15 protein-coding genes are annotated in these 13301 nt (G+C 34.0%); 7 read left to right on the forward strand and 8 right to left on the reverse strand.

Going from position 1 to position 13301, the window contains the following annotated elements:
• Window positions 1–66: 66 nt before the first annotated feature.
• Both CYTFE_RS0105835 and CYTFE_RS0105840 read right to left on the reverse strand, forming a co-directional pair.
• Window positions 67–588: a hypothetical protein gene (locus tag CYTFE_RS0105835; protein ID WP_027471042.1), complete on the reverse strand. Its 522-nt coding sequence runs from the start codon at window positions 586–588 to the stop codon at window positions 67–69.
• Window positions 579–1331 (reverse strand): NAD(P)H-dependent oxidoreductase, encoded by a 753-nt coding sequence (locus CYTFE_RS0105840; RefSeq protein ID WP_211238152.1) that lies wholly within the window; start codon window positions 1329–1331, stop codon window positions 579–581. The genes CYTFE_RS0105835 and CYTFE_RS0105840 overlap by 10 nt, the downstream gene beginning before the upstream one ends.
• 28 nt (window positions 1332–1359) lie before the next feature.
• Between CYTFE_RS0105840 and CYTFE_RS0105845 the strand changes: the two genes are divergently transcribed.
• The 5 genes from CYTFE_RS0105845 (at window position 1360) to CYTFE_RS0105865 (ending at window position 6590) form a co-directional block, all read left to right on the forward strand.
• Window positions 1360–1704 (forward strand): winged helix-turn-helix transcriptional regulator, encoded by a 345-nt coding sequence (locus CYTFE_RS0105845; protein ID WP_027471044.1) that lies wholly within the window; start codon window positions 1360–1362, stop codon window positions 1702–1704.
• Between the two features lie 129 nt (window positions 1705–1833).
• Complete coding sequence (gene ybaK, locus CYTFE_RS0105850; protein WP_027471045.1) at window positions 1834–2316, forward strand: Cys-tRNA(Pro) deacylase; 483 nt, start codon at window positions 1834–1836, stop codon at window positions 2314–2316.
• 307 nt (window positions 2317–2623) lie between these two features.
• Window positions 2624–3178, forward strand: coding sequence for a hypothetical protein (locus tag CYTFE_RS0105855; protein WP_052343029.1), 555 nt, complete (start codon window positions 2624–2626; stop codon window positions 3176–3178).
• Window positions 3179–3182: 4 nt separating this feature from the next.
• Window positions 3183–5648 (forward strand): DUF3160 domain-containing protein, encoded by a 2466-nt coding sequence (locus CYTFE_RS0105860; RefSeq protein WP_027471047.1) that lies wholly within the window; start codon window positions 3183–3185, stop codon window positions 5646–5648.
• Between the two features lie 18 nt (window positions 5649–5666).
• Window positions 5667–6590: a CapA family protein gene (locus CYTFE_RS0105865; protein ID WP_027471048.1), complete on the forward strand. Its 924-nt coding sequence runs from the start codon at window positions 5667–5669 to the stop codon at window positions 6588–6590.
• Between the two features lie 48 nt (window positions 6591–6638).
• Here the strand turns inward: CYTFE_RS0105865 and CYTFE_RS0105870 are convergent, their stop codons facing one another.
• Window positions 6639–6917, reverse strand: coding sequence for a winged helix-turn-helix transcriptional regulator (locus CYTFE_RS0105870; RefSeq protein ID WP_044214208.1), 279 nt, complete (start codon window positions 6915–6917; stop codon window positions 6639–6641).
• 165 nt (window positions 6918–7082) lie between these two features.
• Here CYTFE_RS0105870 and CYTFE_RS0105875 point away from each other — a divergent pair, with 165 nt between their 5' ends.
• Together CYTFE_RS0105875 and CYTFE_RS0105880 are read left to right on the forward strand one after the other, a co-directional pair.
• Complete coding sequence (locus CYTFE_RS0105875; RefSeq protein ID WP_027471050.1) at window positions 7083–7592, forward strand: lactoylglutathione lyase family protein; 510 nt, start codon at window positions 7083–7085, stop codon at window positions 7590–7592.
• 11 nt (window positions 7593–7603) lie between these two features.
• Window positions 7604–8635 (forward strand): L-dopachrome tautomerase-related protein, encoded by a 1032-nt coding sequence (locus CYTFE_RS0105880; RefSeq protein WP_027471051.1) that lies wholly within the window; start codon window positions 7604–7606, stop codon window positions 8633–8635.
• A 124-nt stretch (window positions 8636–8759) separates the two neighbouring features.
• On the opposite strand, the gene tnpC is transcribed toward CYTFE_RS0105880, so the two are convergent.
• From tnpC to CYTFE_RS0105905, 5 genes are all read right to left on the reverse strand, one after another.
• Complete coding sequence (gene tnpC / locus CYTFE_RS0105885; protein ID WP_044262612.1) at window positions 8760–10448, reverse strand: IS66 family transposase; 1689 nt, start codon at window positions 10446–10448, stop codon at window positions 8760–8762.
• A gap of 94 nt (window positions 10449–10542) precedes the next feature.
• Complete coding sequence (gene tnpB, locus CYTFE_RS0105890) at window positions 10543–10878, reverse strand: IS66 family insertion sequence element accessory protein TnpB (RefSeq protein ID WP_027470460.1); 336 nt, start codon at window positions 10876–10878, stop codon at window positions 10543–10545.
• A 5-nt stretch (window positions 10879–10883) separates the two neighbouring features.
• Window positions 10884–11234: an IS66 family insertion sequence element accessory protein TnpA gene (tnpA, locus tag CYTFE_RS0105895; RefSeq protein WP_044262614.1), complete on the reverse strand. Its 351-nt coding sequence runs from the start codon at window positions 11232–11234 to the stop codon at window positions 10884–10886.
• A 614-nt stretch (window positions 11235–11848) separates the two neighbouring features.
• On the reverse strand, window positions 11849–12793 hold the full coding sequence (locus CYTFE_RS0105900) for a hypothetical protein (protein WP_027471054.1): 945 nt from the start codon (window positions 12791–12793) through the stop codon (window positions 11849–11851).
• A 231-nt stretch (window positions 12794–13024) separates the two neighbouring features.
• A complete protein-coding gene (locus tag CYTFE_RS0105905) occupies window positions 13025–13294 on the reverse strand; it encodes a hypothetical protein (RefSeq protein WP_200871237.1) in 270 nt (89 codons plus the stop codon).
• Between the last annotated feature and the right edge of the window lie 7 nt (window positions 13295–13301).

Below are 13301 nucleotides of genomic sequence, written 5' to 3' on the forward strand. Positions count from 1 at the left end.
TTTTTAGATCGCATTTTATTGTGTGGAGTTGATGACAATCATTGCCTGTAATTCCTTTGGGCTTGCTTACTTAGGGCTTTTTACTAATTCTTGTAGATATTTTTTTGTGTGTATTTTTCCAAAATTGTTAATGCAGATTGCAAAGGATAAATGTAGGATAAGGGCAATAAATATGCCCGTAAACATAGATTTAGGGTTTAAAAAATACATTCCTATTATTAGTGCTATAATAAATAGTCCGTAGCTTAATTTGAGTTGAAAAAAGGATTTTAACGCTTTTTGGGTAACTCTTGTTTCACTTTTTAAGAAAGCAGCTTTGTTGGTTTTATAAGAAGAAATTTTATTCCTGACTTTTTGAGGATACTTAAGGTAGATAGGCAGCATTACTGTCATTTCTATAGAGCCCATTATAATCATTGAGATTGCAAAGCTCTTGTGATTTGAAAATATTAGAAAGAACAAACCAACGATTACCGAGTTAATACCGATTATTCCTGCGGATAAATAAAGCGATCTCTCGCTATTTAAAAATTCTTGTATCCATTCCATAGTCGCAGGTTTGTCTTTCTTTTGTGTTATTATTTCCAAGTTACAATATCATTTAAGTCCCTTCTTGATTTTGCGTGAGTTGGTTGTTCTTTCCTATAACCGAAAGCGACCATAAAAGATAATCCATATTTTTCGGTATCAACATCGAATTTTTCTCTTAATAAAGCTTCTGCTTTTTCTTGATGAAATCCTTCAATTGGACAACTGTCAATTCCGCTTAAAGCAGCAGCAGTCATCATATTTCCCAAGGCAATATAGGTTTGTTTTGATGCCCAATCAAAAAGTTTTTTGTCTGTGTCTAAATCAAAATCACGCTCCTGAAATTCTCTGTAGAATTTTGAATACATTTCAATTGCTTCATCAGGGAGTTGCTTTACATCTTTCATCATATGCATGATGTAATCTGTATCCCATTTCGTCATTGAAGCTTTCATGCTTAATCCTAAAATAAAATGACTTGCCGTGTCTAATTTCAACGGAGCCCCCCAAGCCACAGGTTTTAATAATTCTCGTAATTCTTTATTTTGAACTACAATAAAATGCCAGGGTTCAAACCCAAATGAACTAGGAGATAAATTGGCGGTCTGTAAAATGAAATGTATATCATCATCCGATAATTTCTTCGTTGAATCAAATTCTTTTGTTGCGTGTCTGAATTGAAACGCATTTATTATGTCCTCTTTCGCAATATTTGGTGTATTCATGTTCTTATTAAAATTATTACTATTATTTTTATAGTTGCAAAAGTAAGTATAGTATTTTAACTTTGCAATATCTGTCAAAAAGGATAGTATAATTTTAATCTGAGTTATGTATAAGTTTAAAGGAAAAGAATACCCATGCTGTGCAAGTTTAACGATGGGAGTGATAGGTGGTAAATGGAAGTCCGTAATTATATTTCATCTCATAGAAGGAGGATTACGTTACAATCAGTTAAGAAAAGAAATGCCTACTGTCACCGAAAGAGCGTTGAGCTTACAGTTAAAAACATTAGAAGAGGATGGAGTAATCAAAAGAACAGTTCATACTTCAAAGCCACCCCTAAAAGTGGAATATTCACTAACAGAATTCGGAAAAACGTTAATACCCGTAATACAAGCGATTGCGAATTGGGGTGTTTTTGTAGTCGAGAATCACTTGGAAGGAGCTAATTAATATCTACTTGGGTAGTTCTATAGGTGACTAAATCTATATGTCATTCTAGCGTATTTATTATTGAGTAGATAAGCTAGAATAGTTCAGACTGGATTTTCTTCATTAAAGAGTAATTATTGTTACTAAGGTATGGGAAAGAGAATTAAAACGAATGCGTTGCGCATTTTAGATAAGTGCAAAATTGAATATGAAGCGTTGCATTCGGACAGTGTGGAAGGTGTCGTAAACGGCCTTGCCATTGTAAATAAATATGGAAAGAATGCTTCGTTGGTTTTTAAAACCTTGGTAGCGCATGGTGTTAGTAAAGAGCTTTATGTTTTTATTATACCTGTTTTAAAGGAACTGGATTTAAAAAAAGCAGCTCATGTAACATCTGAGAAAAAGATAGAAATGCTTCCGCATAAAGATTTAAATCGCTATACAGGCTATGTAAAAGGAGGTTGCTCTCCAATTGGGATGAAGAAATTGTATAGAACATTTATCGATATGGATGCCCGCAAATCGGATACTATTATTGTGAGTGGCGGAAAAATAGGGGTGCAAGTCGAACTAAAAGTGAGTGCTTTATGTGATGTCGTTCATGGAGAGATAGCTAATCTGCATAAGAATTAGCCATTGTTACCAAATCCTTATAACATCCTTAGCAGGCATTGCCTAGTTGTTGTGTTGTTATTTAATTTTATCGGTAAAAAGGGTATTAGCCCTAATGTCTATGCTGACCATAAGGAGTTTGTGATTGAAAAATGCAATCCTATAAATTATAATAAAACATTGATTATTAAGAGTTAAAACAATCCTTAAGTTTTATTTGTCAAATAATTAAACAGATTTTTTATTTCTGTTTAATTATTGATTGGTATTAATAATATATATTTGGATTTTTTTAACCAGATTCATTTTTTCAATCATATAGCCAACCATGCGAAAGGAAAGTGTTAAAAGTTTAATCCTATTATTTTTTACTTTTTTCTCGATAGGGCTAACCCATTTCAGTTGCAAAGACACAAGTGATATCGTTGAGACAAAAGATGGGATTTATCAGCTTTCATCGATAACAGATACTTTACATTATCTACAAATTAAAACGGACTCAACATTTGATCAATGGGAGTTACCGTACCCGATTTATCAATTTCAAGTGGGAGATATTGATAATAATGGAATACAGGACTTGATGGTGGGCGTGATAAAAACTACTCGATTTGATCGTTTGTTTTCAAAACGTTTATTCATATTTCAAAATTACCAAGGTTGCGTTCGTCCTCTATGGTTAGGATCCCGATTAAGTAATCCATTGATTGATTTTAAGTTTGTAAACGTTCATGAGGGTGCTCGAATTTGGAGTGTTGAATTAGATAAAGATGACACCTATCAAGTAGTTGAATATAAATGGCATTCATTCGGACTAGACTATACAAAACACATAAAAAAAGAAATACCTTTAAAAGAAGCATATAAATTCCTAAACCGATAATATTATGAAATCCTTACAATTTTTCTCTATTATACTCGTACTTCTTCTTCTTCTTCTTTGCTCATGTCAAAGTAAGAAAAAAAGTAATACCAAAGCGAAGGTTCAAGAACAAGAAAAACGTATCGATCAAAGTATAGCAAAACAGACCATTGAATATCCAAAAACCCAAATTATTAAAAAGGATCTTAGCAATACGTTAAATGTTGAAACGTTGAAGGATAATATAGATTTGAATATGGATATTTCGAATCTTAGTTTGTCAGATATAAGGTTGTTGCGAAACAGTTTTGCTGCACGACAAGGATATTGTTTTATGAAAGCTGATTTGCGCGGAGTCTTTGGTAGTACCAGTTGGTATTCACAAAGAATGGAAGATAGATTTTGGGCAGAAGAAAGCGGTGATTCTATACCTCCTATTAGTTATTCTGATGCGGAAATGTCTTTTATTAAAAGGTTAAGAGAAAGAGAAGAAGAATTAATGTCGAGGAATTTTTTAATTGAGGGGGAGAGAATAAAACCTAATATTGAAAACATTATTAATTTATTTCAATTAGAAAATAGTGATCCTAAATTGATGGATAAATTAGCTGAAAATGGTTTCGCGATTGTTCCCAATTCAAATATTCAGTTGTTTCATGTTTACGAGAAAAATGACTATCAACAATTTCCGAGTTTTGTTACAACAGATATGTATATGCAACTTTTTCATATGTATTTTAGTTATGTACTGAGAACTATTGAGGAGGATCAGTTTATACCTTTATTATCGGATATATGTTTGGAGATGTTGGAGGAAATGCAGACGATAGCGAATAATAATAATGAACAAAGTATTATTGATGCAGCCAATTTTAATGCTACTTATTATGCCGTTGCATATTCTGTATTAAACGATACAACTATTAATGTTCCAGAAGCTTATGGCTTAATGTATCAGGACGAAATCAAACATATAAACGAAGCTCAAGATGAATTTTCGGAATTTTTAGATTATGAGGATTACTTTTTTCCATATAGCTTGTTTAAGGTAAGAGGTCACTACACTCGAAATGAAAACTTGAAAAGATATTTTAAAGCTATGATGTGGTTGCAAACTGCACCTTTTTGCTTAGATAATGATTTTCAATTACAGTGCTCTTTAATGAGTGCCTTTGTATTAAATAATAATGCTCTGACTCTTAAAAAATATAGGTCAATAATGGAGCCTGTAAGTTTTATAATTGGACAACCTGATAATATTTCGTTTTTAGATTTAGCCCAAAAGCTAGAACAGAATGATTATTCGTTGAAAGACTTACTTTTAAATAAGAGCACGTTAAAGGCATACAAACAGGATTTGGGAGAAATTGTAAAAGGAAAAAATAAAATAAGTCCAAAAGAATCATTGACTTGTGTAGATAAAATTAATTTTATTCCTCAAAGGTATCTTGCAGATAACAAAGTTTTACAAGAATTGGTAGATGTAGAAAGCGAAGTTAGTAAAAGAGCCTTTCCTAAAGGCTTAGACGTAATGGCTGCATTTGGTAGTAAGACTGCTGAAAATATATTATTTGCAGAAGAGAAATGGGAGTTATACCCAGAAAAACTTGCTCAGCTTCAAGTGGAAATGCGTGGTGTGGATGGGGATAAAACTGTATATAATAAATGGATAAAGAGTTTATTAGAATTACAGAAAAGTAATGATAAGTACCCTTATTTTATGCAAACTCAGCAATGGGACAAAAAGAATTTGATGGCTTCCTTAGCCTCTTGGGCAGAACTTAAACATGATGCTATTCTGTATGCAGAACAACCTATGGCTGCTGAATGTGGAGGTGGTGGGCCGCCAGAACCAATTACTGTAGGTTATGTTGAGCCCAACGTGGCATATTGGAATGCTGCATTAGAGCTTTTGGCATTAACCAAAAATGTTTTTATTAAAAATAACATTTGGAATGATGCTATTGCTGGCGTTACTTCTCAATTAGAAGAAAATGCTCAGTTTCTTTTAGCTGCTAGTGAAAAAGAATTAAATGGTATAAGCCTCTCAGAAAAAGAATATCAGCAGATAGAATATATTGGTAGCTCTTTTGAATGGATGACCTTGGATTTGATTAGGCAAAAGGATCAATATTTAGATGGTTGGCACAACGTACAAGGTCCGGATAAGTCTGTTGCCGTGGTTGCTGATATTTATACAGCCAACGCATCAAATAATCCTAATAAAGGAATTTTACATGTAGCTACAGGAAATGTGAATGATATATATGTTGTTGTGGAAATAGAAGGATATCTATATCTAACTAAGGGAGCTGTGTTGTCATACCATGAGTTTAGTAAAGGATTAGGAACAAGGTTAACAGATGAAGAGTGGCAATCACTCTTAGATTCAGGTAATGTTCCTGATATGCCGAATTGGATGAAGGAGATAATGACGCCTATAATTCCTCCTAAATCAAATCAAAAAATATTTTATAGCTCAGGTTGTTAATCAAAAGCGGTTTAAAATATGGTAAAAGCTAAATTTCTTGGTATCGGTATTCTGGGTGCAGTTTTTATTGCTTGCTCGTGTGTGGCAGATAAATCATCAACAACAATTACTTTCGTTGGTGATTTACTACTGGATAGAGGAGTGCGAAAAAGAATAGAAAGGGTTGGGGTTGATTGTTTATTTAAACCTTGTATCGATTCTATATTCTCCAATAGTGATTTTGTTGTTGCTAATTTAGAGTGTCCTGTTACAAAGATTCACCAACCTATTTATAAAAAATATATTTTTAGAGGTGAACCTGAGTGGTTAAAAAAAATAAAAGAACATGGTATTACACATTTAAATATGGCTAATAACCATGCTATGGACCAAGGTAGAAGAGGAATTGTAGATACTAAGAGGAGTATTATAGCCAACGGAATGGTTGCCGTTGGAGCAGGAGAAAATGCATCTTCTGCATGTAAACCTGTTATGATATGTGAAAATCCAAGGAAAGTTTACTTAATATCCTCTTTGTTAGTGCCTTCTGAAAATTGGACTTATATGCAAGATAAGCCATGTGTTTGTGAAGCTTCTATTAGTGAAATAGCTCAGGAAATTATAAACCTAAAGACAAAAGAGAAAACAGCTCTTGTATTAGTGCAGTTACATTGGGGTGCAGAGAATACTTTAAAACCAATTGTCTCTCAAAAACAACAGGCGTATCAGTTAATAAATGCAGGCGCCGATATGATTATTGGTCATCATTCCCATACAATTCAAACTATAGAATATTACGATAATAAACCTATCTTTTACAGTATTGGTAATTTTATCTTTGATGCAAACAAAGCAAAAAATAAGAATGGAATTTTAGTACAAATAAAAGTAACAAAGAATGAGTTTTGTGTTGATTATAAAAGGTTTGAGATTGAAAAGTGTAGTCCTGAAATTGTAAAATAAATCAATTCCTATGATGCAAAGATGGTCAATTTTACTTGTTGTAAATATTTAATCAACCAAACGGTGCGCAGACCCCCATTTATCTAAACGATATAGAATATCTTCAAGTGATTTGCCTCTTACACTTAAATAATATTCTACTTTCGGAGGTACTACAGGATAAACTTTTCTGCATATTAGTCCATCTTCTTCCAGTTCTCTCACTGTTTGGGTAAACATTTTATTTGAAATATCTGGAATTTTTTTTTGTAACTCTCCAGAACGTAAAGCTCCATCTAACAAATGAAATAAAACCAAAGGCTTCCATTTTGTTCCAATTAAATTCATTGTGTAATATAGTGGACAAGTGTTAATACAACTCAAAATGTATATTTTATAATGTTATAAATCAGTATTTTACTCATTTGAGTAACTATGTAACTTTTTAGTAAGTTATTGTTTGCTATGCAAATATAGTTTAATTTTAAAGTGTAAATTATAAAATTACATGTTATGAATATAAAAAATTATCCAAAGTCTTTTTCTCATATCGGAATTACAGTACCTAACATTAAAGAAGCCGTAAAATTCTATTCAGAAGTAATGGGGTGGTACGTTATAATGGAGCCTTCTACGGTAAAAAAAGAAACCGATACAGCAATTGGACAGATGTGCATTGATGTCTTTGGAAATGAATGGGAAGAATTTCAGATAGCTCATATGTCAACCTCTGATGGTGTTGGGATTGAACTTTTTTCTTTTTTACACGGAAAAAAAGAAGCACCAGAATTTAACCCTTTTAATACAGGACTTTTCCATTTCTGTATACAAGATCCCGATATTGAAGATTTAACGAATAAAATTGTAGAAGCTGGAGGAAAACAAAGAATGCCAATTAGAGAATATTATCCAAAAGAAAAGCCTTATAAAATGGTTTATGTAGAAGATCCTTTTGGAATTATATTTGAAATATACACACACAGTTATGAGTTAACTTATTCTTCTGGAGCATATCAAAATTAATAATCCTTAAAATGAAAAAAATTATAATCTTATTTGTTACTATAGCATTGTTTAGTTGCAAGTCAAACAAAGTAAATATTGAAACTATTGTAGCTTTTAAAGGACAGCAAGTTACAGGTGTATCAGTTTCTGATAAAGGACGTATGTTTGCTAATTTTCCACGTTGGAGAGCAGGAGTTGAAAATTCAGTTGTTGAAGTGCTCCATAATGGAGAATCAATTCCTTTTCCTAATCAAAAATGGAACAGTTGGAAATTAGAAACACCTACCTCAGACAGCGTGTTTGTAGCAATACAGTCCGTTGTAGCTTTTGAAAATATGTTATATGTTCTGGATACTAGAAATCCTTTATTTAATGGTGTTATAGAGAACCCAAGGGTTTTTGCTTTTGACTTAAATACGAATCAACTCAAAAAAACCTTTCAATTAAACGAAGCTAGTTTTCATAAAGATTCATATATCAATGATTTACGTGTAGATAAGAAAAATGGAAAAATGTATCTGACAGATTCTGGTCATGCTGGACTTGTTGTGCTTGATATGAACTCTGGAAAATCAGTTAGGGTATTAGATAATCATAAATCTACATTAGCGGAGGTAAATCAACTCACTTTTGATAATGGCGTGTGGAATAATACTGTACATTCAGACGGAATAGCCTTAGACACTCAAAATGACATTTTATACTTCCATGCGCTTACTGGCTATGATTTATATGCTATTGCAACAGATAAACTAATATCAAACAATCTTCAAGAAATTGAAGAAAGTGTAAAATTTGTATCAAAAACAGCAGCACCCGACGGAATGATTATGGGTAATACAGGAAACCTGTTTTATGCAGATTTGGAAAATAATTCAATTAACAAACTAAATCTTTCTAATGGTAAAATAAGTGTTGTTGCCAAAGGTAAACAAATTAGATGGGCAGACTCTTTTAGTATTTATGATAATACATTGTATTATACTAATTCAAGAATTAATGAAGCCCAAAATGATATTAGTAAAATGGAGTTTAGTATCAATAAAATAAAATTAAAATAAAAACACATAGTAAATATATGGTAAATATGCGGTCTACAACATATTACAAAAGTAAAAGAAGCTCCAAGCGGGACGTCGATTGGAGCGTTGGAATTCTCCAAGTTTTACTGGAATCTTTTGGAATTCATCGAAATGAGTGGGTGTTTTTTGGAATATTCTGACAACTATTAGACTTTTTCCAATTGTGCGGCAAAAGATCAGCCAAGTCTAAATCATAATTGCTGTTATATAACGCAATCTTAGAAAATACATCTGTAAGCCATTCGCGAGGATTTACATCACTGGCTTTGCAGCATCCCAGTAGTGAGTACATAATTGCTGCATTTTCTGCGGCATCATGGTTGCCACAAAACAGATAGCCTTTTCTTCCAACAGCTACCGGCCTAATTGCATTTTCAGCTCCGTTGTTGTCAGGCAGATATCGGCCATCAAGATGATAGCGAGACAGACGTAAGAAAAGATTGTATGTATAAGCCAGCGCCTTACTCATCTTTCCTCCTTGTAGCGCTTTGGGGTAATAGCCTTCGATCCATTTTTCAAAAGCACGCATGATTGGATAAGCCAAGCGCTTTCGTAGTTCAGCTCTTTGCTTGTAATTCATGTTCTGATCGGTGGCCATTTGCTCAACTTGATAGATTTTAGCAATTTGTGCCAATGCGTATTCAGCCCCCGTTTTGTCTTCTTTTAGACTTTCGGAGAATTTCCTGCGCGCATGAGCCCAACAACCCAGAAGCAAAACACCTTTCTTTTGCTCATAGATTGAATATGCCTGATATCCATCGGTTTGAAGAGCTCCCTGAAAATCCTTTAATAAAGGAAGTATCACTTTTTGTGCTCGGGAGCCTTTGTCGTAGTGAAAGAAAACCAAGTTATTCATTACTGATCGAACCATCCACAGATAAGCCTTTTGTGCTTTGTGCTTTTCGTTGCTAATAACAGGAATGGTACTTTCGTCAACCTGAATATAATCAGATTTTAGAACGATTTCTTTTAAACGTGCATAAAGAGCTCTTAGTAAATCACAGCTTCCTTGAAACCAACCATTAATGGTGGATGCAGGTAATTTTATACCAATCATTTTGAACATGGCCATTTGGCGATTAAAAGGCTGGTGGAAATAATATTTATTCATCATCAGCTCGCTCAATAAAGAAGGCCCTGCATTGCTGCGTGGCAAAGGCAATAATGGCATTGAACCAATACGGATAGCTGATGCTTCTTCGGTGTTTTGATCTGTAGCAATATCCGGTGATACTGATTCTTGCTTTACTGCATATTTAGGACGTTCTATACGACGTACATATACCTCTCCGGGCTTGTGTTCGAGTATTTCTGTTACTTCTTCGCCAATACGCACCCAGTTATCTTGTTTACCTTCCGGTTCAATAACTTCTACCTCTCGTCTAAGGTGGTCAGGAAGTGGTTGACGAACTGGCCTCTGCTTGTTTTTTACAGGCTTGCGGCGCTCATATTCGATAAGCTCTTTTTCTGCGTTTTCAATGATAGCTTTCTCTTCTGCAACGACCTCCAGTCCGTCCCAATCGATCTTTCGTTGATCGGGATCTTCGGCAATATGCTTTTCACTAGAATTGCCAAAAAACTTATGGCGAAACCAAGCAAGCTGGTCGATCAGCTTTTTAATTTGCTGCTCTTTTTTAGCGACTATAGCCTCTAATTTTTTGTTTTTAGCTTCCAAAGTGTCCAGAACCCTATTGTCATTTTTTCGCAAGCGGGAAAGCTCCTGAAACATCTCGTCACGTTCCTGGAGAAGCTCCTGTATTAACACATCTTTATTGCTTGAAAAATCGCTCATTTATCACTGCTTGATTACGAGCTTAAAGATAGTAAAATCAAGGCTTATAGCCAATTTTATCAATCTAAAAATCCTAAAAAATTGCTTCTTTTTGTCACCTCTTTAAGAGCCTTTTTTTAGGCTTCACATTCTTTACAATCAACATTAAATCGTGCCAACTTATAATGTGAGATGTGAGGCTTTCATCAAATGCAGGAAGTTTGAAAACACCACTATCGAGCTTCTTATGGTAAATTACCAACCCGCCGTGTTCTAGATGAAGTATTTTCATGGTGGTCAGCCTACGGTTAACAAATATAAAAACTTCACCGTCCTGAACATTACGCTTCATCAAGGAGCTTACAATGCCGCTGAGTGTGTAAAAGCTTTTACGCATATCCACTGGTGCCGGATATAGAAAGTATTTAAGTTTATCGTGTAAATGAAACATCAGACTTAATCAAATAAGTGAACAATTGTTTTTAATACTTGCGTGTTTATATTATCTCTTAGTAGCATCTTGGTGCCATTGGGAAATACGAATTCAATGGGAGCATCATTATTTAAAGTAGGCTTACTCTTGATGATAGATGGACTCGATTGGTTGTTCGTCGCTAACGGATTACTGTCAAATTCTAGTGGAACAAAGCTATCTGGCTCATGTGCTAGTGCCTCTTCCAATTTGTTTCGCCAGTAATAAAAAGTGGAAGGAGCCAAATCTTGGTTGGTACAGAAATCTTTTATGTTCAAATCTGATTCCTGGTAATCCTTATACAAACGCTTAAATGTTGTTAATGTCATTCTCATTTTTTGCCATCAAAGAAACAGCGCTAGTATGAAGGTCGCAATATGTGAAAGACCGAAGACTTACCATTAAATTGCGTTGAAACCACATTACCATTGGCGAGATAAGAGGTATCTATCCCTTTTCCAATTGTCGTAGTAGTTACCGAGGTATTTAAAATAATCGAGAACACACGATTCAGTCTGCTTCCTCACATTATATCAATACCCAGGTCCAGATTCTTTTGGAGTATGATAGAAACTCAAAGAATGTTCAAATACATCTATTAAATTCCAATTAGCTTCCGCATAGTAAATCACAAGAAGATAGCTAGAAGCTAATGAAAAATGTAGATTTTTATTATCTGTACGAACGTTTCTAAAGAAACTTCCATGCCTTACATATTAGCTTGATATATACTTCTCAAATCTGGTATTTCCTGTTTTAGTAGGTAGAATTTTTGTTTTGTTAAAAAATAATTTATAAAAGGAATTATCCTAATTTTAGGAGGTAGTTGAATGGGAGAGCCAGTTTTATTTCAAGCTTTCACTTTAAATCACTAATTATCAAATAATTTAACTTCTAAAAAGAAGTATCTTAATTCGTTATATATATTTTCTGTTATTTACTGCTCGACCTAGTTTTTCCACTTTATATCATATTTACCTGTTGGGGCAATCTCGACCCATTTACCTTCTATCGTCTTTTCTTCTCCCGTCCTTTTATTGGTCAGATATAAAGTATAGGAGACCGTGCGTTTGTGGAATTGGATCTGGGTATAGAACTCGGACTGCCCTGAAGGTATAGTTACCGTTTCCGTTTGCTCAAATCCATGGTCAAACTTAGTTGTCAGGTTTGTATAGACCTCTTTTTGCTCGGTGATATAAATATTCGCATTATCGATGGAGGATGGAACTTTGACCCTGACGGAGTCGTTTTTAAGCCAGACGAATGCGTCCTTCTCATTGCTCTTAAAATAGGTCTTCCTGTTGATCTCTATTCCGTTGAAAGGGGAAAAGGAAAACTCTTGAGGTGAAGGGATGCTGAATTTGTAACCTGCGCCATTTCTTATAAAAAGCGAATCGCCATCATTTTCCTTTAGGGCGTATTCAATGCTTTTGAAATTATAACCCTGTGATTTCTTTTGTTCAACAATGATCTTTTTTGATTCATCCCCGGATTGAAGGTCTATTGTAAAATTGAAGTCCACACCGGAACTGTTCTCCTTCAATTCGATATTGAGGGAAGTGGGGGTATTTCTGGTGATGACAAAACCCTTGCTTCCGCCAAAAGCCTCCATTCTTCCGAGCCCTTCCAGCGATAATTTATAGTTTTCGCGAGTAAGTTCATCATCAACGGAGTAACGGTCTCCGCTTATTCCGACATCTCCATTTGTATTCGTTACCCCAGTGATCCTCCAATCACCACTTGTAAAGGACACCTCTATGCTTCCCCCTTCCCCTTCCATTTGGATCAAGCTTGTAGAGGGCTGTATCTGAGATATATTATCATCGTCATCGCTGTTACACGAGATAAAGTAAATAGGTAAAAAAAACAGGGTAAATAAACGCAGTAATTTCATTTTTTTTAATGTTTTGATAAAATTAACATCACTTTTTTAAGATACTAAGATAGCTGTTTATTGAGAAATAACGAGACCGAAACGATCAACTTAATTGTCATAGTCCTTTCAAACAAACAGGGATGTAGAACTCCGAAAAGAATAATCTTCGTGTATCTAATCTAGGAGGTATTAAGATGATATTAAATCTTTGTATAAGGTTCCTTGTTCTTGCTATTAATCATTAATACTTTAAGGGGTGTTGTCATTAACAGGTTCTACACTAATTATATTCTTTCCATCTGGCAGATAATTCTCTTTTTGTTCAATGTTTATTAAAATAGAATCTTTAAAAGTTAATACAGTTGTCAGCATATATATATAAGTAGATACGTCAACAACTTCTTTATAATAAATTTTCGTTAAATAAATATCATTTTGATTATAAACATCATTCTTAAAAGGGTTGCCATATTTTTTAGTTACTGAGTCAATACTATCCCCTAATCTTACTGAATTCAAGGTAAAT

Origin of the sequence: Saccharicrinis fermentans DSM 9555 = JCM 21142, assembly GCF_000517085.1 — a bacterium.
In the GTDB taxonomy this organism is placed as follows: domain Bacteria; phylum Bacteroidota; class Bacteroidia; order Bacteroidales; family Marinilabiliaceae; genus Saccharicrinis; species Saccharicrinis fermentans.

What these genes read in the sequence shown, in the direction of transcription:
- CYTFE_RS0105845 (WP_027471044.1), top strand. Translation starts at nt 1,360, where the DNA reads ATGTATAAGTTTAAAGGAAAAGAATACCCATGCTGTGCAAGTTTAACG.
- ybaK (WP_027471045.1), top strand. Translation starts at nt 1,834, where the DNA reads ATGGGAAAGAGAATTAAAACGAATGCGTTGCGCATTTTAGATAAGTGC.
- CYTFE_RS0105855 (WP_052343029.1), top strand. Translation starts at nt 2,624, where the DNA reads ATGCGAAAGGAAAGTGTTAAAAGTTTAATCCTATTATTTTTTACTTTT.
- CYTFE_RS0105860 (WP_027471047.1), top strand. Translation starts at nt 3,183, where the DNA reads ATGAAATCCTTACAATTTTTCTCTATTATACTCGTACTTCTTCTTCTT.
- CYTFE_RS0105865 (WP_027471048.1), top strand. Translation starts at nt 5,667, where the DNA reads ATGGTAAAAGCTAAATTTCTTGGTATCGGTATTCTGGGTGCAGTTTTT.
- CYTFE_RS0105870 (WP_044214208.1), bottom strand. Translation starts at nt 6,917, where the DNA reads ATGAATTTAATTGGAACAAAATGGAAGCCTTTGGTTTTATTTCATTTG.
- CYTFE_RS0105875 (WP_027471050.1), top strand. Translation starts at nt 7,083, where the DNA reads ATGAATATAAAAAATTATCCAAAGTCTTTTTCTCATATCGGAATTACA.
- CYTFE_RS0105880 (WP_027471051.1), top strand. Translation starts at nt 7,604, where the DNA reads ATGAAAAAAATTATAATCTTATTTGTTACTATAGCATTGTTTAGTTGC.
- tnpC (WP_044262612.1), bottom strand. Translation starts at nt 10,448, where the DNA reads ATGAGCGATTTTTCAAGCAATAAAGATGTGTTAATACAGGAGCTTCTC.
- tnpB (WP_027470460.1), bottom strand. Translation starts at nt 10,878, where the DNA reads ATGTTTCATTTACACGATAAACTTAAATACTTTCTATATCCGGCACCA.
- tnpA (WP_044262614.1), bottom strand. Translation starts at nt 11,234, where the DNA reads ATGAGAATGACATTAACAACATTTAAGCGTTTGTATAAGGATTACCAG.
- CYTFE_RS0105900 (WP_027471054.1), bottom strand. Translation starts at nt 12,793, where the DNA reads ATGAAATTACTGCGTTTATTTACCCTGTTTTTTTTACCTATTTACTTT.